At 50.3% G+C, this 21,360-nt stretch carries 20 protein-coding genes; 12 read left to right on the forward strand and 8 right to left on the reverse strand.

Going from position 1 to position 21,360, the window contains the following annotated elements; all coding sequences use genetic code 11:
• The first annotated feature begins 95 nt into the window (after nucleotides 1-95).
• Genes NBZ79_RS17600 through NBZ79_RS17615 form a run of 4 tightly spaced genes read left to right on the forward strand, consistent with a single transcriptional unit; the run spans nucleotide 96 to nucleotide 2,200 of the window.
• Nucleotides 96-665: an RNA polymerase sigma factor gene (locus tag NBZ79_RS17600; RefSeq protein ID WP_251933942.1), complete on the forward strand. Its 570-nt coding sequence runs from the start codon at nucleotides 96-98 to the stop codon at nucleotides 663-665.
• Complete coding sequence (locus NBZ79_RS17605) at nucleotides 665-1,114, forward strand: hypothetical protein (protein ID WP_251933943.1); 450 nt, start codon at nucleotides 665-667, stop codon at nucleotides 1,112-1,114. Before NBZ79_RS17600 ends, NBZ79_RS17605 begins: the two co-directional genes overlap by 1 nt.
• A complete protein-coding gene (locus tag NBZ79_RS17610) occupies nucleotides 1,101-1,580 on the forward strand; it encodes a periplasmic heavy metal sensor (RefSeq protein ID WP_251933944.1) in 480 nt (159 codons plus the stop codon). Before NBZ79_RS17605 ends, NBZ79_RS17610 begins: the two co-directional genes overlap by 14 nt.
• Entirely contained in the window at nucleotides 1,580-2,200 is a 621-nt protein-coding gene (locus NBZ79_RS17615; protein WP_251933946.1) for a DUF938 domain-containing protein, read from the forward strand. The genes NBZ79_RS17610 and NBZ79_RS17615 overlap by 1 nt, the downstream gene beginning before the upstream one ends.
• A gap of 67 nt (nucleotides 2,201-2,267) precedes the next feature.
• Here the strand turns inward: NBZ79_RS17615 and groL are convergent, their stop codons facing one another.
• Nucleotides 2,268-3,920 carry a chaperonin GroEL gene (groL, locus tag NBZ79_RS17620; protein WP_251933947.1) on the reverse strand — a complete coding sequence of 551 codons (1,653 nt, stop codon included), beginning with the start codon at nucleotides 3,918-3,920 and terminating at the stop codon, nucleotides 2,268-2,270.
• 29 nt (nucleotides 3,921-3,949) lie between these two features.
• Nucleotides 3,950-4,237: a co-chaperone GroES gene (locus NBZ79_RS17625; RefSeq protein ID WP_251933948.1), complete on the reverse strand. Its 288-nt coding sequence runs from the start codon at nucleotides 4,235-4,237 to the stop codon at nucleotides 3,950-3,952.
• A gap of 304 nt (nucleotides 4,238-4,541) precedes the next feature.
• On the opposite strand from NBZ79_RS17625, the gene argS reads away from it, so the two are divergent.
• Entirely contained in the window at nucleotides 4,542-6,311 is a 1,770-nt protein-coding gene (gene argS / locus NBZ79_RS17630; RefSeq protein WP_251933950.1) for an arginine--tRNA ligase, read from the forward strand.
• Nucleotides 6,312-6,383: 72 nt separating this feature from the next.
• The gene (fbaA, locus tag NBZ79_RS17635) at nucleotides 6,384-7,463 is read left to right on the forward strand and encodes a class II fructose-bisphosphate aldolase (protein ID WP_251933952.1); all 1,080 of its coding nucleotides are present in this window, start codon (nucleotides 6,384-6,386) and stop codon (nucleotides 7,461-7,463) included.
• A 24-nt stretch (nucleotides 7,464-7,487) separates the two neighbouring features.
• Here the strand turns inward: fbaA and ggt are convergent, their stop codons facing one another.
• The 3 genes from ggt to NBZ79_RS17650 form a co-directional block, all read right to left on the reverse strand.
• The gene (gene ggt, locus NBZ79_RS17640) at nucleotides 7,488-9,077 is read right to left on the reverse strand and encodes a gamma-glutamyltransferase (protein ID WP_251933954.1); all 1,590 of its coding nucleotides are present in this window, start codon (nucleotides 9,075-9,077) and stop codon (nucleotides 7,488-7,490) included.
• A gap of 114 nt (nucleotides 9,078-9,191) precedes the next feature.
• On the reverse strand, nucleotides 9,192-9,410 hold the full coding sequence (locus tag NBZ79_RS17645; RefSeq protein WP_251933955.1) for a DUF4170 domain-containing protein: 219 nt from the start codon (nucleotides 9,408-9,410) through the stop codon (nucleotides 9,192-9,194).
• 113 nt (nucleotides 9,411-9,523) lie between these two features.
• Nucleotides 9,524-10,117 (reverse strand): hypothetical protein, encoded by a 594-nt coding sequence (locus NBZ79_RS17650; protein ID WP_251933957.1) that lies wholly within the window; start codon nucleotides 10,115-10,117, stop codon nucleotides 9,524-9,526.
• 106 nt (nucleotides 10,118-10,223) lie between these two features.
• On the opposite strand from NBZ79_RS17650, the gene NBZ79_RS17655 reads away from it, so the two are divergent.
• Nucleotides 10,224-12,023 carry an adenylate/guanylate cyclase domain-containing protein gene (locus tag NBZ79_RS17655; protein ID WP_251933958.1) on the forward strand — a complete coding sequence of 600 codons (1,800 nt, stop codon included), beginning with the start codon at nucleotides 10,224-10,226 and terminating at the stop codon, nucleotides 12,021-12,023.
• A 72-nt stretch (nucleotides 12,024-12,095) separates the two neighbouring features.
• Here the strand turns inward: NBZ79_RS17655 and NBZ79_RS17660 are convergent, their stop codons facing one another.
• The gene (locus tag NBZ79_RS17660; protein WP_251933960.1) at nucleotides 12,096-12,911 is read right to left on the reverse strand and encodes a NifU family protein; all 816 of its coding nucleotides are present in this window, start codon (nucleotides 12,909-12,911) and stop codon (nucleotides 12,096-12,098) included.
• A gap of 106 nt (nucleotides 12,912-13,017) precedes the next feature.
• Between NBZ79_RS17660 and NBZ79_RS17665 the strand changes: the two genes are divergently transcribed.
• The 4 genes from NBZ79_RS17665 (at nucleotide 13,018) to NBZ79_RS17680 (ending at nucleotide 16,227) form a co-directional block, all read left to right on the forward strand.
• Nucleotides 13,018-13,794 (forward strand): enoyl-CoA hydratase-related protein, encoded by a 777-nt coding sequence (locus NBZ79_RS17665; protein ID WP_251933962.1) that lies wholly within the window; start codon nucleotides 13,018-13,020, stop codon nucleotides 13,792-13,794.
• Nucleotides 13,795-13,902: 108 nt separating this feature from the next.
• Nucleotides 13,903-15,102 (forward strand): GGDEF domain-containing protein, encoded by a 1,200-nt coding sequence (locus NBZ79_RS17670; RefSeq protein ID WP_251933964.1) that lies wholly within the window; start codon nucleotides 13,903-13,905, stop codon nucleotides 15,100-15,102.
• Nucleotides 15,099-15,272 (forward strand): hypothetical protein, encoded by a 174-nt coding sequence (locus NBZ79_RS17675; protein ID WP_251933966.1) that lies wholly within the window; start codon nucleotides 15,099-15,101, stop codon nucleotides 15,270-15,272. Before NBZ79_RS17670 ends, NBZ79_RS17675 begins: the two co-directional genes overlap by 4 nt.
• 145 nt (nucleotides 15,273-15,417) lie before the next feature.
• Nucleotides 15,418-16,227: a phytanoyl-CoA dioxygenase family protein gene (locus tag NBZ79_RS17680; protein ID WP_251933968.1), complete on the forward strand. Its 810-nt coding sequence runs from the start codon at nucleotides 15,418-15,420 to the stop codon at nucleotides 16,225-16,227.
• An 82-nt stretch (nucleotides 16,228-16,309) separates the two neighbouring features.
• Here the strand turns inward: NBZ79_RS17680 and NBZ79_RS17685 are convergent, their stop codons facing one another.
• Nucleotides 16,310-16,975, reverse strand: coding sequence for a glutathione S-transferase family protein (locus NBZ79_RS17685; protein ID WP_251933969.1), 666 nt, complete (start codon nucleotides 16,973-16,975; stop codon nucleotides 16,310-16,312).
• Between the two features lie 381 nt (nucleotides 16,976-17,356).
• Here NBZ79_RS17685 and NBZ79_RS17690 point away from each other — a divergent pair, with 381 nt between their 5' ends.
• Nucleotides 17,357-18,751 carry a CoA transferase gene (locus NBZ79_RS17690; RefSeq protein WP_251933971.1) on the forward strand — a complete coding sequence of 465 codons (1,395 nt, stop codon included), beginning with the start codon at nucleotides 17,357-17,359 and terminating at the stop codon, nucleotides 18,749-18,751.
• 270 nt (nucleotides 18,752-19,021) lie between these two features.
• Here the strand turns inward: NBZ79_RS17690 and NBZ79_RS17695 are convergent, their stop codons facing one another.
• Nucleotides 19,022-21,322 carry an FAD/NAD(P)-binding protein gene (locus NBZ79_RS17695; protein ID WP_338056122.1) on the reverse strand — a complete coding sequence of 767 codons (2,301 nt, stop codon included), beginning with the start codon at nucleotides 21,320-21,322 and terminating at the stop codon, nucleotides 19,022-19,024.
• Nucleotides 21,323-21,360 lie beyond the last annotated feature (38 nt).

The raw sequence follows: 21,360 nt of genomic DNA on the forward strand, positions 1-21,360 counted from the left end.
CCCCGAAATTTCGACGGATTTCGGGGCATTGTTACGTATAATGTCCAGTTGTGAAGGACAATTCCGGAATTTTCCGATCAGCCTGTTAGGTGAAGATGCAGAATCTGAACGAGATTAAAAAAGATGCTGCTCTCATGCGGGCGGTTGCTGATGGTGATCAAAAGGCCTGTCGCGAGATAGCAAATACCTATCTGGACGGATCTTATCGGCTGGCTGTCCGCATTTTAGGGGATACAAGCTTGGCTGAAGATATGGCTCAGGAGGCGTTTTTAAAGCTCTGGAAGCAAGCTCCGGACTGGCAGGCAAAAGCGCAGATACGCACCTGGCTACATCGGGTTACTCACAATTTGTGTGTAGACCATTTGCGAAAACAAAATAGATTTAGCGATGAAGAGGTGCCAGACATTGAAGACCCGGCATTGGGAGTGGTGGAGATAATGGAGCAGCGGCAAATCGGTGACAAAGTCACGGATGCCCTGCAAAAACTCCCACCGCGGCAGAGAATCGCTATTTCACTGGTATATTTTGAAGAATGTGGAAATATAGAAGCTGCGGAAATAATGGGTTTATCGGTTGATGCCGTGGAATCGTTACTGGCAAGAGGCAGACGGAAATTGAAAGATTTGTTACTGCCCGCTCGCAGGCTAAGAGACGGAGAAATGTGATGAAAGAAAAACAGTCTGCAGACCTTAATCATTTTAAATCTGTAGTGGAAAGCTATGGCGCGGAGAAGCGCAACTGGCCTGTTGAAGACCATGCCCTGATGGAAAATTTACTGCAAAACTCAGATGTCGCCCGGAGCTTACTTCGCCAGGAAGAAAAATTTGATACCGCGTTGCGTTCTAGCGGCCCAGCACTGCAAGCGCCATCTGCATTGCTCTCGCGTGTGTTGTCCGACGCGCAAAATTTAAACCAGGGTTCCATTTTGCAAACCCTTTGGCCTTTTGGCGCCATCTGGCAACCGGCATCTGGTTTGGCAATGGCTGCTTTCGTCGGCGTAATGCTGGGAGTAGCCAGTCCTAATCTACTCAATGGATCTAGTAATTCATCCATAGACGAACCCGCCTTCAATGACACATTGTTTGATCTGGAGTATGACAATGGCAATATCTAGGCCAAAAATTCTTTCAATTGCTCTTATTGTCTCGCTGGTTGTTAACGTCATCGTCGGTAGTTTTATCGCCGTGCAATGGTTCGGCCATGGTGCCGGTCAAGCGCGCGCAGGAGGGCCTCTGTTTAACCATCGCGCGGCAATGTCCATACTAGAAAAAGATCCTCAGGAAAATGTTCGGAAAATATGGAAAGCCCGGCGCGAAATATTGCGCCCTTATTTCAAGGAGTATGGGCAATCCCGCCGGCAGCTCGCACAATTGCTTGGTGCTGAGAAACTGGACGAAGACGCCATAAATCTTGCTTATGGTGATATGCTTGCCAAGCGCCTGCAAATCGAAGAAATGCTTAAGGTCTCGTTGCTTGAATTCGCCAACGCCTTACCTGCAGATCAGCGTGCAATGTTTTTCAACGAAGGATTTCGCAAGCATAAGAAGCATAAGAGACCCGGCAAGGATAAATCAAACTGATGGATAGACGGCAATATTCCGCTTCGGCCGCCCGCAACCGTGATCCCATTCTTGGTATTTTAAAAGACCATCTACCCGAATCCGGAACAGTTCTGGAAGTTGCCAGCGGATCGGGAGAGCATGCTGTTCATTTCGCCCCTCATTTTCCAAACCTCAATTGGCAGGCAACAAACTACGACACTACCCAGCTTAACAGCGTTATCGACTGGATTGCGCATTCACCGTCCGGTAATTTGCTCCCACCACTTAAACTCGACGCAACCGCCACCATTTGGCCGATAGAGGCCGATGGTTACACAGCCATGCCCATAACGGCTATTTTTAACGTCAACATGATCCATATTTCACCTTGGTGTGTCTGTGAGGGCCTCATGGCCGGGGCCGGGCGTATTTTACAAAAAGGGGGACGCCTGTTCATCTACGGACCTTTTAAAATTGATGGCAAACATACAGCGCCAACAAATGAACAATTTGATGAGTGGCTACGGGCAGACAATGCTGACTACGGTATTCGAGACCAACGAAACGTTATTGCGGAGGCTGAAAAAAATGGCCTCGTGCATATGCAAGCCATTTCCATGCCGGCCAATAATTTCCTGCAGATTTTCGAACATACCTAACTGGCTGTACAAAAAAGGGCCATCCCGAAGGATGGCCCAATTCTTTGGCTTTAAAGGATGGGTTGGCTTAGAAGCCCATACCACCCATGCCGCCGCCCATGCCGCCCATATCAGGCATTGCAGGCGCCCCACCGCCATCTTTGGCGGGTGTGTCTGCGATCATGGCTTCTGTTGTGATCAGCAAGCTGGCTACTGAAGCCGCATCTTCCAATGCAGCCCGTACAACCTTGGCCGGATCAACAACACCGTCAGCTGTCAGTTCTGTATATTCACCAGACTGTGCATTAAAGCCGAAAGTCATGCTGTCCTGTTCAAGCAATTTACCAACAACAACCGCGCCGTCGGAACCCGCATTTTCTGCGATCTGACGGCAAGGAGCCTGAAGAGCCCGCTTGACGATATTGATACCAACATTCTGGTCATCATTTTCGCCTTCAAGACCTTCCAGAGCGCGAGATGCATAAAGCAGAGCAACACCACCACCGGCAACGATACCTTCTTCAACAGCAGCACGTGTTGCATGCAACGCATCATCAACACGGTCTTTGCGTTCTTTCACTTCTACTTCAGTTGCACCGCCAACTTTGATGACAGCAACACCGCCAGCAAGTTTGGCAAGACGTTCCTGCAGTTTTTCCCGGTCATAGTCGGAAGTGGTTTCTTCAGACTGCGCGCGGATCTGGTTGCAACGACCTTCGATATCGGCTTTTTCACCGGAACCATCGACGATTGTTGTTTCTTCTTTCGTGATTGTAACGGATTTCGCCGTTCCAAGCATATCGAGGCCAACATTCTCCAGTTTGATGCCGATTTCTTCAGAAATCATCTGGCCGCCGGTCAGGATCGCGATGTCTTCAAGCATTGCTTTACGACGATCACCGAAACCAGGCGCTTTAACAGCAGCAATCTTAAGACCACCACGGAGCTTGTTGACAACCAGAGTTGCAAGAGCTTCACCTTCAATGTCTTCAGCAATGATCAACAAAGGCTTACCAGCTTGAACAACAGCTTCGAGCAATGGCAGCATTGGCTGCAGGTTGGTCAGTTTCTTTTCGTGTAGCAGAATGTATGGGCTGTCCATTTCGGCAACCATTTTCTCTGCATTTGTCACGAAGTAAGGAGACAGGTAACCACGATCGAACTGCATGCCTTCAACAACATCAAGCTCTGTATCAAGTCCTTTAGCTTCTTCAACCGTGATAACGCCTTCGTTGCCGACGCGCTGCATGGCTTCGGAAATGATGCTGCCGATTTCAGCTTCACCATTTGCAGAGATTGTACCGACCTGAGAAATTTCTTCCTGGCCAGCAACTGGCTTCGCAGAAGATTGAATGCTTTGGATCGCTGTACCAACGGCGAGGTCGATACCACGCTTAAGGTCCATTGGGTTCATGGAAGCAGCAACAGCTTTCAGGCCTTCCTGAACGATTGACTGTGCAAGCACTGTCGCTGTCGTTGTTCCGTCACCGGCAACATCGTTGGTTTTAGACGCAACTTCGCGAACCATCTGCGCGCCCATATTTTCAAACTTGTCTTCGAGTTCGATTTCCTTGGCAACAGTTACACCATCTTTTGTGATGCGCGGTGCGCCGAAAGATTTGTCGATTACAACATTGCGGCCTTTTGGACCGAGCGTAACTTTTACAGCATCAGCCAGAATATTGACGCCTTTCAGCATACGATTGCGGGCGTCTGTATTGAACTTGACTTCTTTTGCCATGTTTTTAAATCCTCAATTAATTCGTTTGGTTAGGCCATTACGCCCATGATATCTGATTCTTTCATGATCAAGACGTCTTCGCCATCGACCTTGATTTCAGTTCCGGACCATTTGCCGAAAACAACTGTGTCGCCGACACCAACGTCAAGCGGACGCACAGTTCCGTCTTCTGAGATAGAACCATTACCAGTCGCAAGGACTTCGCCTTGTGATGGTTTTTCCTGAGCACTGTCTACAAGAATAATACCGCCAGCTGTTTTCTCTTCAGCTTCAATGCGTTTGATCAATACTCGATCGTGCAACGGACGAAATGTCATCAAGTTTCTCCCTAAGTTTCGAATAATAAATGGGTTTACAACTGCATTAGCACTCATAATGATCGAGTGCTAACAAAATTCCCTACGGATGTAGGCAATGCACATAAAAGAGTCAAGAGGTCCCTGATTTTTTTTGAATTAATTGATTAAATCCATGCCCAAAAATCAATTTTTCGCCCTAAAACTCCCAAACCTCTTGGCCGTCATCCTTTTTTCCATTAGATAGAGCCGCAGCATATGCTGCGTAAATGGATGTGCATCCGCATATATACAAGTAGCGAACCAAAAAAAGGCTGACACGACAGTGACGACATCTCTCCTTACGCAACTCAGCGCCCTTGCCGGTGAAGCTTTCAAGGCTCTTGACCTGGATCCCGCCTTTGGAAAAGTCGTTGTTTCGCAGCGGCGCGAATTGGGGCAGTTCCAATGTAATGGCGCTCTTGGTGCTGCCAAGCAGGCCAAAAGAAACCCTCGGGAAATTGCGGATCAAATTGTTGGTCAGCTTGACCAAACAGGGCTTTTCAGCGAGTTGTCCCTTGCGGGTCCCGGCTTTATCAATATGCGGTTAAACGATGATTTCCTAACCGGGCATCTCGCGGAACTTGCGGAAGATCCATATTTTGGGTGCCGCCAGGACAGGGAATCGCGCAAAGTAATCATCGATTTTGGCGGCCCAAATGTCGCAAAGGCAATGCATGTCGGGCATTTACGAGCGACCATCATTGGAGAGAGCCTGCGGCGGTTACATGATTTTTTGGGAAATGACATCGTCAGCGACGTTCATTTTGGGGACTGGGGCTTGCCCATGGGGCTGCTGATCAAGGAGATTGAAAAGGGGGAGCCCGACCTAATCTATTTCGACAGTGATTTTTCCGGCCCCTACCCGGAACAGTCCCCGGTATCAGTTGAAGCCCTTCAAATTCTTTATCCCGCGGCCTCGGCGCGCAGTAAATCAGATCCGGCCTTTCTTGAAAGCGCCCGCGAAGCAACATTCGAGTTGCAAAAGGGCCGGGCCGGGTATCGCGCCCTTTGGCAACATATGAGGGATATTTCCATCGCCGAGACCAAAGAGGATTTCGATCTTCTGGGTGCTTTTTTTACGGAATGGAAAGGGGAAGCGGATACCAACGATCATATTCCGGTAATGCTTAAGCGCCTGGAGGCCGAGGGGTATTCCGAGCTTTCCGATGGCGCGGTTGTTGTGCCCGTGAAGGAAGAGACGGACAAAAAGGAAATGCCGCCGTTGATTTTGCAAAAATCAGATGGTGCCGTGATGTATGGGACAACCGATCTGGCAACCATTGAACAACGTGTTCAGGAACGGGATCCGGATAGTATCCTGTACGTTGTCGATGCCCGCCAGAGCCTTCATTTTGAACAGGTGTTTCGCGCCGCCATCAAATGTAAAAGCGTCCGGCCCGGCTGTCATCTGGAGCATATCGGTTTTGGCACTGTAAATGGTAAAGATGGCAAGCCGCTCAAAACCAGGGATGGCGGGGTTGTCCGGCTGCGCTCCTTAATCGACGATGCCATAGGGGAAGCCCGGAAGGTTATTCTCGAAGCAGGCATGTCGGAGCGATTTGACGAGGCGGAACTGGACGATATTTCAAGAAAAGTCGGGCTGGCGGCCATCAAATATGCAGACTTGTCAAATCAGCGCATGTCGAATTATGTGTTCGATCTCGAGCGTTTTACAAAATTTGAAGGGCGTACAGGACCGTATCAGATGTATGCTGCGGTCCGTATTAAATCCATGCTGCGGCGCGCTGCCGAACAAGAATTTTCCGATGGCCGCCTAATCGCAACCGCTGATGCCGAGCGAAACCTGATGTTGGCGATCGCGGGTCTGCAAGAAACAGTCACCGCCGCGACGGAGAAAAATGCCCCTAATATTCTCTGCGATCATGTATATAATCTGACGCAGGAATTTAATGCCTTTTATCACGATTGCCATGTGCTTGGAGAGAAAGACATTGATATTCGTGCGTCACGCCTCAGGTTATGCGCCATTGCATTGCGTCAAATCGAGCTGGTTCTACATATGCTGGGGATTGACGTACCCGAGCGGATGTAAAAGATATGTAAATCATTATCGATCAAGTTACCGTCTCAGATCAAAATAGATGAAGTCAAAAAGGAAGAAGTTGTGCAACAGGAAACCGCAAAATTAAAAGCAGGTGTCGTCACGGGAAAAGATTACCTTGCTCTCGTTCGCAATTGTAAAGCCCAGGGCTATGCCTTGCCGGCCATAAACATAACCGGCACCAATACAGTAAATGCCGCGATGGAAGGGGCTGCCAACAGCAATTCCGATTTAATTGTTCAGCTGTCGAACGGCGGTGCACAGTTCTTTGCGGGCAAGGGAATTAAAGACACAAACCGGGCACGGGTTATCGGTGCAATATCCGCCGCCCGGCACGTCCATACCGTCGCCAAGGAGTATGGCATTTGCGTAGTCTTGCATACGGATCATGCCAATAAGGGTCTGATACCGTGGGTTGAAGGTATGATTGAAGCCAGTGAAGAAGAATTTGCCGCGACCGGCCGCCCCTTATTTTCCTCCCATATGCTGGATCTTTCCGAAGAAACCGTCGAAGACAATCTGGATGATTGCGAGAGAATCCTCAAACGGCTGGCAAAAATCGATATGAGCCTGGAAATAGAACTGGGGGTTACAGGCGGAGAAGAGGATGGTGTCGGCACAGATGTTGATCTGGTAGACAACAACAAGCTTTACACCCAGCCCTCTGAAGTTCTTCAGGCCTATCAGCGTCTGTCACCCATCGGCCATTTCTCCGTTGCTGCCGCTTTTGGCAATGTTCACGGTGTCTATAAACCCGGAAATGTCCAGTTGCGCCCTGAAATACTCGACAAGTCACAAGTTCATGTGCAGGAAACATATGGCACCGATCCAAAGCCGCTGGATTTCGTTTTCCACGGAGGCTCTGGATCCAGTCCGGACGAAATCCGCGAAGCCGTCAGTTACGGGGTGTTCAAGATGAATGTCGACACAGATACGCAGTTCGCATTTTCAAAGGCTGCCGGCCCCTATGTGGAAGAGCATTCCAAGGCCTTCAAATATCAGATTGATCCGGATGATGGCACGCCGTTCAAGAAACATTATGATCCACGTGCCTGGCTGCGTGCATGTGAGGTTTCCATGGCAGAACGCGTTGCGCAAGCCTGCCAGGAACTGGGCTCAGCCGGCAAGTCAATCGCAGAATAAAGATCTGAATTTACGCGAAGACGGTTAATACGCCAATGCGCAACCGTCTTTGCGGGATTCCGACCCGGCAGACAACACACCGGTTTCTGGATTTACCATAATTATCTGCCCGCCACCGAGGGGCATGGCCGTGTCCTGTAATTGATAGCCCATATCCGATAATTCTTGTCGAACGCTTGCGGGTATCCCCTCTTCAACCTCCAGAACACCGGCATTGTAAAAGGCCCGCGGACTATCGATCGCCTCCTGCGGATCCATCCCGAAATCCCAAATATTTGTCAGGACATGGGAATGCCCCACAGGCTGGTATCCACCTCCCATGACGCCGTAACATATGGTGGCCTGATCTCCCCGCGTTACCATTCCGGGAATAATTGTATGAAGAGGGCGTTTTCCCGGAGCCACACAATTGAGATGATCCGGGTCCACAACAAACCCAAACCCGCGGTTCTGGAAAATTACACCGGTATCGGGGCAAGCTATTCCGGAGCCAAATCCCATATACAGAGAGTTGATAAACGAGACAGCATTCCCGTTTCCATCAACGACGGAAGCGTAAATCGTATCGCGATGCCGTTCCAAGGCATAGGCGCCTGTGGGATCACCGGCTTTACCGACGTCAATATGCGAATTTAGCTGCTCCGCAAATTCATCGGAAAGCAGCATATCCAGGGGCACATCCGCTTTTGTTGGATCCGCAACAAATTTATCCCGTGCCAAATACGCCAGACGCGCCGCCTCAGCCTCTATATGGAGGCGCTGCGCTCCATTTGGATCCAGGCCGGACAAATCATATTTCTTAAGTATATTCATCATAATCAAGGTCGTAATTCCCTGACCACTGGGCGGGATTTGATGGATTGTATTCCCTTGATACTCTGAGGTAATGGACCCAACGAAATCAGCGGAAACCGAGGAGAAATCCTGTTCCTCATGAACGCCACCCGCCGCCTTCAGGCTCGCGACCATTTTCTCCGCAATGTCGCCGTCATAAAAAGCCGAGCGCCCCTTGCTGGCGATCACCCTTAGCGTTGCAGCAAGTTTTGGTAATTTCCAAATTGTTCCCGCTGCCGGTGCCTTGCCATTTTTCAGGTAAATATCACTTGCAGCCTGGTTCTTAAGAAGCTTTGGAACGCCAAGTTCCCAATCAATAGATGTTCTTTGCGTAACGACAAAACCGTTTTCAGCAAAATCGATGGCAGGCTGGAGTATGTCGGAAAATGCCATACTGCCGAACTTCTCATGAAGGCGCGTCCAGGCGTCAATGGCACCGGGAACAGTTATTGAATGGGGGCTGTTTTGATCCATTTCCGTAAAGCCCTGCCCCATCAGAAAGTCGGCAGTCAGGGCGCCGGGCGCTTTTCCCGATCCATTCAATCCGGCAATCTCACTGCTCCCGCCCATGGAAACCAGCGCAAAACAATCGCCACCAATGCCTGTTTGCATCGGATCGACCACACATTGCACGGCGCAAGCGGCGATGGCGGCATCCATGGCATTTCCACCCGACTTTAAAATTGTTAACGCGACTTGCGACGCATGGGTGCTTGACGTTGCGACCGCACCATTGACACCATAGGTTACGGAACGGCCTGCTTCATAAAAATTACGCACTGTGGACCCTTTTCTTTATTTGATTGAATTCAAACAATACGTGACGTCAGCATAATATGCAAAATCACTTTAGCGTATAATTACTAAATTCTGGCGATCAGCAAAGAAACGCGATTACCACAAACGAACGATGACATATTTCGTAAAGGCATCATCAACCTTCAAATGACTTGCCGCCCGCCAGGAAGCCAGCGCGTCTTCATAATTCTGGTAAAACCCACGAACATCAAGATTATCCGTATCCGTAAAGTCTTTTCCTCTTGTGTCCGTCACCTTGCCGCCGAAAACGACAAACAAATCCTTTTCAGAATTTGCAGAAACATTCTCTACCATATTAGCCGACCCCCATACCGCAATAGGTCCAGCCACCTACCGCGTGATTTCAGAAGGTTAGGTTATAGCAAAAATTTGAAGAGTTGCAATTGAACCGAACAGATCGAGGAGACTTACTCGCCCTCATCTCGTGACGCGGAAACGCCAAAGGACACAACAGCAAATGACAACAGAATATGGTAGATATTTGTCGCATCCAAGCCGGTGTTCAGAGCAATCCATTTAACGGCAACCCCAGACAGAACCAGACAGGCTGAACCTATAATCAGGTACAGGGCTAAAACACCTGAGGATATCAGACGAACCAGTCCTACCAAAAAGACGACACCGACAACAATCTTTTGTACATCCGGCGTGATCCGCCATTGGCCCAAGAGAAGGGCTATCGTCAAGGCAATCACCAAGCCAAGTATGATCCACCACCAAAACCGAATAAATAAATTGGCAAACAAACCGCCGATAGCGCCAAGGGCAAAACAAATTAATCCAACGGAGCCGGCAAAATATTTAGCGGTCGTGTGATAGGATTCAACCTCTACAAAGCCTGCAAACTTAAAGGCGCCCAAAGCGGCCGCTATGCCAAAGGTGGCCGATCCAAACGCCCAGAAAAGGCTCACCGGGAAAAATGCCTGCCGGGCAAGGTAAAGTGAAATCATACAACTGGCCGTCAAAACGACCTCAAACGCAACAAGTGAGTTCATCATCATAGTATATCGCCCAATGGCTTTTTTTCCAATAGATCGATAAATCTTTGTAAACTCTGGTTGCACATGCTATCTGAAGGCAGAAAGCTCAAGGAGAACAAGCATTTCCGTGTCATCTCGTAAATTTTTCCCTTCAATTCCGATCGCGACGGCACTCGCCTTAAGTTTCGGCTCGCTTGTTGTTATTGCCGTTTTAATCGTTTTAGGGATCGGCCTGATATCAGGGTTTGCCAATACGCGGGACCTGCTGATCGACAAAGCAAACTCGGCCATGGATGCGGCGCGGGGGGACTTGACGGATTTGCTGGACCCAGCCGAAGAACAAGCCAGATTTATTGCCGACCTCATCTATGCAGGCGATATAGATGTCCAGAACAACGAGGAACTTTCCGAGTTCTTGTTAGGAGCTCTTGCTGGCACCCCGCAAATTGCGTCATTGACATTTATTTCACCTAATTTTGAAGTTACGGCTGCCAGCCGCGAAGCCCGCCAGATTATCAATCTGAACGCCTCGGGCGATCCCGTTGGCAAGAAAATGTTTGAAGATATCTCGAAAAAGCAAACCGGCGAATGGGGAGCTTTATTCTACGTACCGCAACTTGATGATACAGTTATGAATTTCCGGCAGCCTGTTATTAAGGACGGTGAATTTATCGGTGCACTTTTTGCGACAATTCCGGTTTCCGCCGTAAACAAGAAACTACAGGCTGTCGAGGTTGCAAAAGGCGGAACCCGGTTCGTCCTCTATGGCCGAAACAATGTGTTGTTACAGCAAGATGGAAACCGAAGCCAGATTCACATTTCCAAAGACGGTGCGGTCCCGACTTTGGATGAAATTGAAGATCCAATTTTGAAACATATCTGGTCTCCTGAAAAGGACCCCCTATCCCTGATTAATAATCAGGTAGGCTATCAGGCACATCATCTTGAAATATTAAATAATGGATACCTGTTCTTTTACAGCAATCTGGAAGGTTATTCAGACAGGGACCTGATTGTCGGTTACTGGCTTCGCGATGAGGATGCCGGCGAGGAAATCAAACGTTTGGCGCTTGCCGGGCTCGTCGGACTGGTCATTATGATCCTGAGTGCAATCGTGGCTTTCTTCATGGGGCGGAAAATTGCCCGTCCCATTCGGGCGCTTTCGTCAGCTTCTCAAAAAATCTCCAATCTGGAGTTTGAAAATGTCGGTACTTTAGCGGGCAGTCGCTTCAAGGAAGTAAATGAAGCGAGCGATGCCTATAACACCATGATACGTGGATTGATCTGGTTCGAGACATATGTGCCGAAATCCCTCGTCCGCAAATTAATGGAAACCGGTGAGGCCAGATCCGAACAGCGGGCCGTAACCGTCATGTTCACGGATATTGTCGGCTTCACGCCGCAAGCGGAAAACATGAATTCCGAAGAGGTTGCAAATTTCCTCAACCATCATTTCAAGATTGTCACCTCCTGCATTGAGGCCGAAGGCGGCACCATAGATAAATTCATTGGGGACGCGGTCATGGCGTTCTGGGGAGCACCCGAACATCAGGACGATCATGCGGCGCGTGCCTGCCGCGCTGCGACAGAGATCCGCAAAGCTATTATTGCTGACAATGAAGAGAGAGCAGAAGCCGGTCTTGAACCGGTTACCATGCGTATCGGCATCCATACCGGGCAATTGGTGGTCGGTAATATTGGCTCAAAAGGCCGGATGAATTACACGGTGGTTGGCGATACAGTCAATATTGCCCAGCGTATGGAGCAGCTGGGAAAAACCGTTTCAAAAGACACGTCGGAAACCGTTTTCACCCTGATTACGGACGCAACATACATCGCCGCCGGAAAAGAAATCATGGCCTCGGAAATCGGTGATCATAATCTCAGGGGACGAGCCGACAGCGTCAAGATATACCACTTAAATTAACGTAACGCAGACTCACATATTGCGTCTTGATATCGGCGCAGGAAAAGGAAGCACAGACCCTCGGTCCCGCTGTTATCCAGGTTGGTAATAGGGATTATTGCCTTCGGCATGCTCCGTAATATCCATCACTTGCGTGACCCGGGGCACCAGTTTCTGGATCTCGACAGCAACGCCCTGCTTCAAGGTGACATCCGCCATTCCGCAACCCTGACACCCTCCGTCCAGCCGGACATAGGCTATATTTTCCTTTAGATCGACAAGTGATATCCGGCCGCCATGGGCCGCAATCGACGGGTTGATGCTTTCTTCAAGCAGGTTTCTGATGGCGATGCCGTCGGGGCTGTCCAGGCCGGGGCGTGGCAGCGCTTCGCGATGATCGAGAACCGCCTGGATTTCCGGCACATAATGGCGCAACATATTCTGAATGCCGGTCAGCATTGAAAAGGCCGACCCTTGCATTTTCAGGTACAGGTTTCCGTTTTTGTAACTATGAAAAGCAACATCTCCACCCGATTGCGTCACTGCCGGCACAATGCGCGTCGCCAGGAGATCCTTCACCTGCTCTATTATTTCCGCATCAAACTCACCGGCTGCGGTGTCTGCTTCTCGCATCGCCGGCTCTCCCGTTTCAAAATGAGTGACGATCGCGGCAAAAATTTCCGTTCGCAAGGATGCCCAGTCCGCATCGGGCAATTTTGAAACCAGTATGCTTTCAGCTTTCAAAACCACCTGCGAGACACCGTCAACAGAATATAATTTTTGCCCGAGCGGAGACACTTTCTCCGCTGTTTCCCGGTCAATTTCCAGGGGCCCGTTTCCAAACACGGGCTTGCCGGGGAAAAATTCCAGTTCTGTTGCAGTTTCGCCGGGCTTTGTTTGAATAAACATATCTAAGTTCTCTGTTTTGCGTGACCGGGATTAAAAAATTTGTCACGACTGGCTATAGATGATCTGACCCACAGATGTAAAACTAATAATAATATCGGAGAAAACAATGGTGAATTTGATTAATACGACGATTGAGGATACGCCCGATGGCGCCATTGCACTGATCACAATCGACAATCAGCGCAAGGCAAACACCCTTAATTCAGCCGCGATTGGTGATTTGAACAGATCCTTGAGTGAGCTCCATTCAAACCCGGACATCGCCCTTGTTATATTAACGGGAGCAGGTGACAAGGTATTCATTGGCGGCGCCGATATTAAGGAAATGTCGACGCTGAATACGGAATCGGCCCGAACCTTTATCACCAATCTGCACCATGTCTGTCACAAAATCAGGTATCTTCACGCCCCGGTTATTGCCCGCGTAAACGGCCTCGCTCTTGGGGCCGGTATGGAAATAGCGGCGGTCTGCGACATGGTTGTTGCCTGTCAGCATGCTGCGTTCGCCATGCCCGAGGTCAGGGTCGGCATCCCTTCCGTAATCGACGCTGCCCTGCTGCCGCGCATACTGGGCGCAGGACTGGCCCGTGATCTTGTCATGACCGGCAGAATGTTGTCAGCTGCGGATGCCCGTGTCGCCGGATTCGTCCAGCGCCTGGCAGAAGAAACCACCCTGGACGAAGAAATTCAAACTGTCATCGACGAAATTCTTGCGGGAGGCCGACAAGCCATCAGCTTGCAAAAACAGCTCTGTAATGACTGGGAAAACAATCCTCTGGCAAGCGGCATACAAATCGGCATCGAAACCTTTGCCCATTCCTATGATACAGCGGAGCCAAAAACCATGATGGAACGCTTTCTAAACCGGGATCGTTCCGGCTAAATGTAATTTGTGGATCGATAATGCACGAAATCTCTGCCGTTCGCTGACTATTCTTGCTATGTTTATAATAACATAATTCGCGAAGCGCCTGACGGGGGGACGGCAATCTTGTTTCGTTTTGTAAAAAGCATAATATCTGACAACTCAGGTACGTCGTCACCCACCTCTGAGCTGGATCGCCTGGTTTATGGAACGTCACATTCACCGCTCCTGAAACGGCGGCGCGCCCGGGTTATTGTCTCCCGCATCCGGCTGCTTTCTCTTTTATGCTTTGTTGCATTTCCCTTTGGTTTTACATTGGATCTGCTCGCCTTTTCGGGAGATACGCTGCTAATTCTGGGGTTGAGCCGAGCTCTCATCGCGCTATTGTTTCTGGCCCTCTTCTTCGGTATCGGAAATGGCGAAACATTGCGCGATGCCTATCGGGCCGTCGGTATTTTTTTCGCCATCCTTCTCACCTTTCAGGCCATGTACCAGCCTTTATTGGATCTGCAGGATATTTCCGCGATTGCCGGTGTTCCCTCGGCGGGCTATGTCCTGTTTCCGTTTCTTATTGTCGTCTGTATCGGTATTTTCCCCTTCACCGTCAAGGAAGCCTTTTTAACACTCGTTATGTTCTACATTGTCGAGATGTTGATCCTGATCATTTTACCGGAGCAAAGTGATCCTCATCAGCGGCTGGGTATTCTGTTATCGCTTGTTGCGGCCGGCGTGCTCTGCGGTTTCTCAGCGATCAGTCAATTGCTCTATATGGCCTCCCTCGTTGATCAGGCGTCCATAGATACCCTGACGCAATGCTACAGCCGTAATAGCGGCGAAGAAATAATCGACGTCCAATATCGAATTGCCCAGCGGGAAAAGGCGTTCTTGTCCGTTGTCTTTGTGGATCTTGATAATTTCAAGGCTATCAACGACAGATATGGTCACGAATCAGGGGACCGGGTCCTGCGTTCCGCGGCAGAGCATATTGCGAAGAATGGCCGCGGATCTGATGTTCTTATCCGCTGGGGCGGTGAGGAGTTTGTCATCCTTCTGCCCAACACCAATGCAGCCGGTGCCCTCAAAACGGTTCGCCGGTTACGTAACATCGGGTTGGGGGAGCGTCCGGACGGCAGTTTCTTAACCGCCAGTTACGGTATTGCCGAGATGCAGTCTTCCAAAGCGAATGACTGGCAAGCACTGGTCGAGTATGCCGATGACCAGATGTATCATGTGAAATCCAACGGTGGTAACGATATTGCCATGATCGATAGTCCGGCTCTTGCCGAAACATCTTATAGCCAGCCCGAAGGGTCCATAACAGAATGATCCTGAAGATACTTTCCGTTGCGTTTATTGTTCTGTTTATCGCAAGAATATTATTTGCCAAAAAATTCAAGGAAATGGGCAAGGCTGCCGACCGGACCCTGAATTTATTCCTGATCGCCCTCGCTATATATCTGGGCCTGCAGGCACTGATTGTCTACGGGTTGTCGTAAACCGCAAGCATTTAAAATGCTCAATCACCGTTCCGAGGTTGCCGATAGCATTATTGTACCTGTTCCGTGAAAAATTCGTTTTACTTCGTATCTCGATGGCAGCAGAGTTATTGCTCTTGGATTTAAATTACGGGAGCAAGAACCTATGACGACGGCGACCCAGATTATTACGCGCCAGCATATCGACGCCTTCCAGAGGGATGGTGCCGTGCTCATTCCCGGCCTGTTCAGGGACTGGACCGATGTCCTGATCGCCGGTATTGATCGAAATATGGCGGAGCCCGGCCCCCATGCGTCGGAAAACCAGCGAACCGGGGAGGCAGGACGATTCTTTGATGATTATTGCAATTGGCCTCGCATTCCGGAATTTTCTGACTTTGTCATGAAATCTGATGCGGCGGCAGCGGCGGCGCAGCTTATGCAGTCAAAGCGGGTTCAAGTATTTCACGACCATGTTCTGGTTAAAGAACCGGGGACGTCGAAACCAACGCCCTGGCATCAGGATTCGCCCTATTACTTTGTCGACGGCGAACAGACGGTGAGCTTCTGGATCCCCGTTGACCCGGTGAAGGAGGCCTCGCTAAGGCTGGTGGCGGGATCGCATTTGTGGGACAAGCCGGTCCTGCCGACACGGTGGTTTTCAGATGAGGATTTTTACGCCTCAGAAGATGAATATCTTCCTGTTCCGGACCCCGATGCGGACCCGGACAAATATTCCGTTCTGGAATGGGAAATGGAACCGGGGGATGCCGTGGCCTTTCACTATAAGACGCTTCATGGTGCCAGAGGCAACAGGACCGATGCAAGACGGCGGGCCTTTTCCCTTCGACTGGTTGGCGATGATGCTCGCTACACCGAACGACCCGGCCCGACATCCCCACCCTTTGACGGCCATGACATGCAGCCCGGACAGACTTTGCGCGAAGACTGGTTTCCCGTAGTCTGGCAGGGGTGAGATCGGGACCTCCGGGCGAGAGGTGACATTAAAAAAAACGGCTGAGAAAATAATACCCTGTCCGGAAACCGGCAGGTCTGAATTAAGTTACAACGCGATCGGCTCTCAGCCCTAGCTCAAGCTCTTTAGGTAAGGGGCCTTCAGATCTCGTCTGTTTAAAGGCATCATTCTGTTCCAGTCTATTGCTTAAAGATTGGAGATTGTCACACTTCATCCGCTTGCAGAACTCCGGCCTTTTTTCTCCTGCAAACCGCCAGAACACAGCGGCTGAGATATCAGCTTGCGTCAATTCATCGCCAAAAAATGACCCCGGTCGGAGCTTGGAGTTCAGCCAGATAAACCCATCTTCGACTTGTTGTTCGCACATCTTGATCCATGGTTTGTAAACGATCTCTCGCGGACGGAAATGATATTCGTATAAAATCGTCACCAATTTGTCCGCAGTAGCAGAAGCAACTCCGGCTAAGCTCAGAACCTCTCTTCGGGCCTTGCCTGAAACGGGGGTCAGTCTTTGGTCTTCGTCAACCAGTGAATCAAGATATTCTATAATTACGTGGCTCTCGGAAATACACTCCCCGTCATCCAATTGCAAAACCGGAACCCGCCCCAGTGGATTTATTTTTCTGAGGAATTCTTTCTCTTCTCCGAACGGAGTGAGTTTTTGCAGTTCATGTTCCAAACCATAAAATCTTAGGGTGATGGCGACCCGGCGCACATAGGGAGAACTGAAAGATCCAAATAATTTCATTTTTGATACCAGTTCACTTGGGAGCGTAATTATCGATCCTCATGGATGCCTGTCGGCGACTTGAGCCGAGGGCAATACTTTAGGGGTCGGCAAAGAAATGTCAACAAGACCAGTTTCCTGCCATTTTATGGTGCCCTGTCATAAGGCAGTTTCCGGATTTTCCATCCAGGCGCTGAGCCATTTTTTTCCTCATTCTAAAAAATCAACCGCCTGATCCTGCAGGACAACAAACTACATCTTTTATTTGTCTCCGGAAACAGCGGGCGTGGCGCTTAATCCTGACTGGCACTGTCTTTTACAAGTCGAACGCATTCATATTGTTCAAATGCGCATCATACGATAAGCTTGCAATGCTCTTAAATAAACTTGGATCCAATAATAATGAATAACGCTTTCCAGGAATTGATGCAGGTTCGTAACCGACCTGAAGATCCCAATGCCCTAATCACGGGAGAAGATCCTGTTTTCTCCACCCGCTTCAAAGTCGCAGATATGGCCGCCGCCATACTGGCTGCGAACGGGGTTGCCGTCTCCGATATCTGGCAAATGAAAACCGGTCGGCGACAACAGGTTTCCGTCGATACACGTCATGCCGCGGCCGCTGTCAGCAGCAGCAATTACCTTGAGTTTCGGCAGCCCGACGGTACCTACCAGGCGATGGAGGATTCGCCCGCAGCGAAAGCCGCCTACGGGACCATAATTCCCTATCCCACCAAGGACGGGCGGTTGTTTATGCCGCATTTCGGCATAAAGCATCTGAAGGAAACCGTGCTCGGCATTCTTGGCTGTGATTTCGACATACAATCCATCACCAAGGCTGTGGCAAAATGGGATGCCGAAGAGCTGGACCAAACCATCGCCGCCGCCAATGCCTGTGGTGGCATTGTCCGGACCCGCGATGAATGGATGGCCCATCCCCATGGCAAAGCCATGGCGGCGCAGGCTGTGGTGGAAATCGAGAAAATTGGTGACAGTGACCCCGAACCCTTTCCTGAAGCCGGACCGCCGCTTGCCGGTGTGCGGGTGCTGGATCTGACCCGTATTCTTGCGGGCCCGGTTGCCGCCCGCACCCTGGGTGAATATGGCGCGGATATCCTGATGGTTGCCGCTCGCCATACACCGCAAATCAAGAAATTCGTCATCGATTTGTCCCATGGCAAACGCAGTTGTTTTCTGGATATTGGCGACAAGCAGGATGCGGCGCAGCTTAAGCAGCTTGTCCGGACCGGAGATGTTTTTTCACAAGGCTATCGACCAGGTGTCCTGGAAGCCCGGGGATTTGGCCCCGAAGAACTGGCGGCCCATCGTCCGGGCCTCATCTATACCTCCATAAACTGTTATGGATCGGGCGGGCCCTTCAGCAATCGCGGCGGGTGGGAGCAGATCGCGCAAACCGTGACCGGCCTGAGCCATGAAAATGCCGATTTCCCGGAGCTGTTGCCCGTTTATATTTGTGACTATTCCACCGGCTATCTCGGGGCCTATGGCACCTTGCTTGCGCTGGCGCGCCGGGCCGAAGAAGGGGGCAGCTATCATGTGAAGGTTTCCCTGTGCCAGTCTGCCATGTTGCTGCAACGCCAGGGGCGGGTTGATTATCCACGGGACGGCATGGGGCTGGACGCGGCGGAAGTCGCCCGCCTGCAAATGCAGAGCGAGACAAGTTACGGATCATTGCGTCATCTCGGGCCCGTTATCGGCTATTCGGAAACCCAGCCCCATTGGTCCGGTCCCTCCTGCGCCCTTGGTGGCCATAAGGCGGAGTGGCTGGCGGCCTGATTTTCCGAAATCGCACAGAATCCAACCTAATAAATATTATTTATTTTGAGGTTTGAAGTCTTTCCGGAATTCTCATATGACGCGTATATTAGATATGAATGTTTCACGTGAAACATGTGCTTTCCCGACGGAAAAGAAGGGGCGGATGCAGGAAAACGACCCCTGACAGAGCAGTTACCATGTTTCTGTCAGGGATATCTTCACATTTTCACCGCAGGAGATGCGGGTCTCTAACCTGGAATTGGCCCCGAATGCTCAGGATAGAGAGTGTCAGTCATCCAGGTCATCATATTCATCCATGCCCTCCAGCTCATCCAGATCATCGAGATCGTCCTGCGCATCCTGGTCTTTGTCGCCTTGGTCCATATCCTCAACCAGGCCGCCCGGATTTGGTTCCCACCCCGGGTCCGAAACCGATAAGCCTTCACTGCTGATAAATGCATCCAGCGCCTTGCTCTCTTTACGCCACAACTCCCCTTCTCCCACGCTGTAAGCGAATTCAGCCGCGTAGATTTTAGCCACAACTTTAGCGTATTTGAGAACACCGGGAACAGATTGTAAGTCGAATAGTTGTGCCTGCAAAAAATACCCGACGCCGCGCCGGTCCGGTGCATGCTCCTTGTTTCGATCCAGCAACTCAAAAGTGCCGTCATCACTGATAAAAGCGTGGCTTTCCATGGTGTCGGCTGTTGCAGTCGGCGCCGTAAAACTGAGACGGTCATCTGCCTGCAGGCCCTGCGTCAGAGCAGATTCATCCAGATAAAATTTGCTGCCCAGGCCAATGGTGCCCAGTAAATAATCGCAATTCGTAACCTGTAGGGACCCCTCCTGATCCCGGTAGGTAATGTCCAGTGTTCTATCGTCAGGGGCAACGGCGGGGGCCCCTACCACGACACGGGCATTCAATGCTCCGGCTTTATGCATGGCCATGAGAATTTTTGCGGAACGAAGGGGCATTGGCGCCACGGCCCAGAGTGTTTGAGAGTTATACTTATTATAATATTCCTTCCGCTCCTCCGCCGTGAACTGGCTAAACAGCAGCCTGATAGCTCCCAGCATCCCACTGCCGACCAGCCACCAGGCCACATATGCCTTATCCGGCGTCCGGCCATCCCCGACGACAGCGCGTTCGATATCTTTTTCGATAATCTTGAACGGATCTTTCTTGTATTCCGGCCGGCTCTGCAGAGGGTCGATTTCTTGCCTCACGTCAATGGGACGACCCAATTGATGCGTAAATTCCCTGTTAAACAGGTCCATCACCTTGCTGAACGAAACTCGTCCGTTATTGAGGCGGCGCTGAACTTTTTCCATACTCAAATATTTAAAATCAAGATCGGCATTCTGGAGAGGACGAACCCTGGGAAAAAGACCGCGGCGTGAATAGGTGGCAACTTTCCATCTCTTGTCAAACAAGGTATAGCGCACATTGCCATCGTCATCCCATGTCAGCTTTCCGACTTTCGGATGCAAGAGGATCGTGAATATCGCGTCTATGGCCGACAAGGATGATCCTAAAATCGCAATCTCTTTTGGCTGCTTGAAAATTCCCTTGGCATCAAGTTCCTCAAAATTCATGGGAAAAGGGATATAGGCATCCGTTTCTTCGTACGGTTTCGGTTTGTCCGATAGCTCTTGCCAATGACCGACCGCATAAAAGCATTGCGTCGCCTCCAGTTCCTGTGGCGCGGCCTCGGGCTCGGCCAAATTTTTTATCTGAAGCATCAACGGCGCAAGGCCGGATTTGCCGGGCGCTGCCGGTACTTCCTTAATTACTTCAGCTTGAGATAAAACCGTCACATGTATGCCAGCGTCCTGGGCAATTTTCACCCATTTTGCAACTCGTTCCTTGGCATATTGTCCGAAAAACAACCGGGGATAAAAACCGTTGGGGTCAACCGACCCACCGACAACACCCATCTTATAGGCTTTCCCAAGCCTGTTCTTGAGCTCGCCCTTGTCATCCAGATCCTTAATCCACTCGACAAAATCATTGCTTTCATCGGCAACCAGGCTCATTGAGCTCGCCGCAACATTTAGAACGGATGTGTCGGCATTCAACTCTTCAGAATAGGGTGTCCCGGTTCCCAGATTCTTGCGCCGGTCAATCAGAACCAGACTATGTTTTTTAAGATAATCCCTTCCCCCAAGCAAAAGACTGTCAGCGATCATGTTTTTGACAAGAGCAATAAACAAACTTACACCGGCCGGGCCGCCCCCAATGATTGCCAACTGATGGAGGACAGCCTGACCGTTCAGTGTTTTGGCGCCGTGCGCGATTTTTTTCCACTGCTTATATTGCCCGCGTGCCAGAACCCCCTGCACACCAGTGACAGGGCGCGCGGCCATGCGACCTCCCCCACCCGGAATTTCGAGGTTAAAATCAGTTTGATAGTAGTTGATTTTATTCACGTCATCCACGTTATCAATCAGCGCCCTGACGAATTCCACATTGTCGGATTCACAGGCGTAATGAAGAGCGGTCTTTCCGGAAAAATAATTCTTGCGGTTTATCTCCGCACCCGATGCGAGGAGAATTTTGGTAATCTCCGCCGTATTATTAGAAGGCATGCGCTTATTATTGGGCGAATACCTATGCTTGGCGGCCC

The organism is Sneathiella marina, from assembly GCF_023746535.1.
In the GTDB taxonomy this organism is placed as follows: domain Bacteria; phylum Pseudomonadota; class Alphaproteobacteria; order Sneathiellales; family Sneathiellaceae; genus Sneathiella; species Sneathiella marina.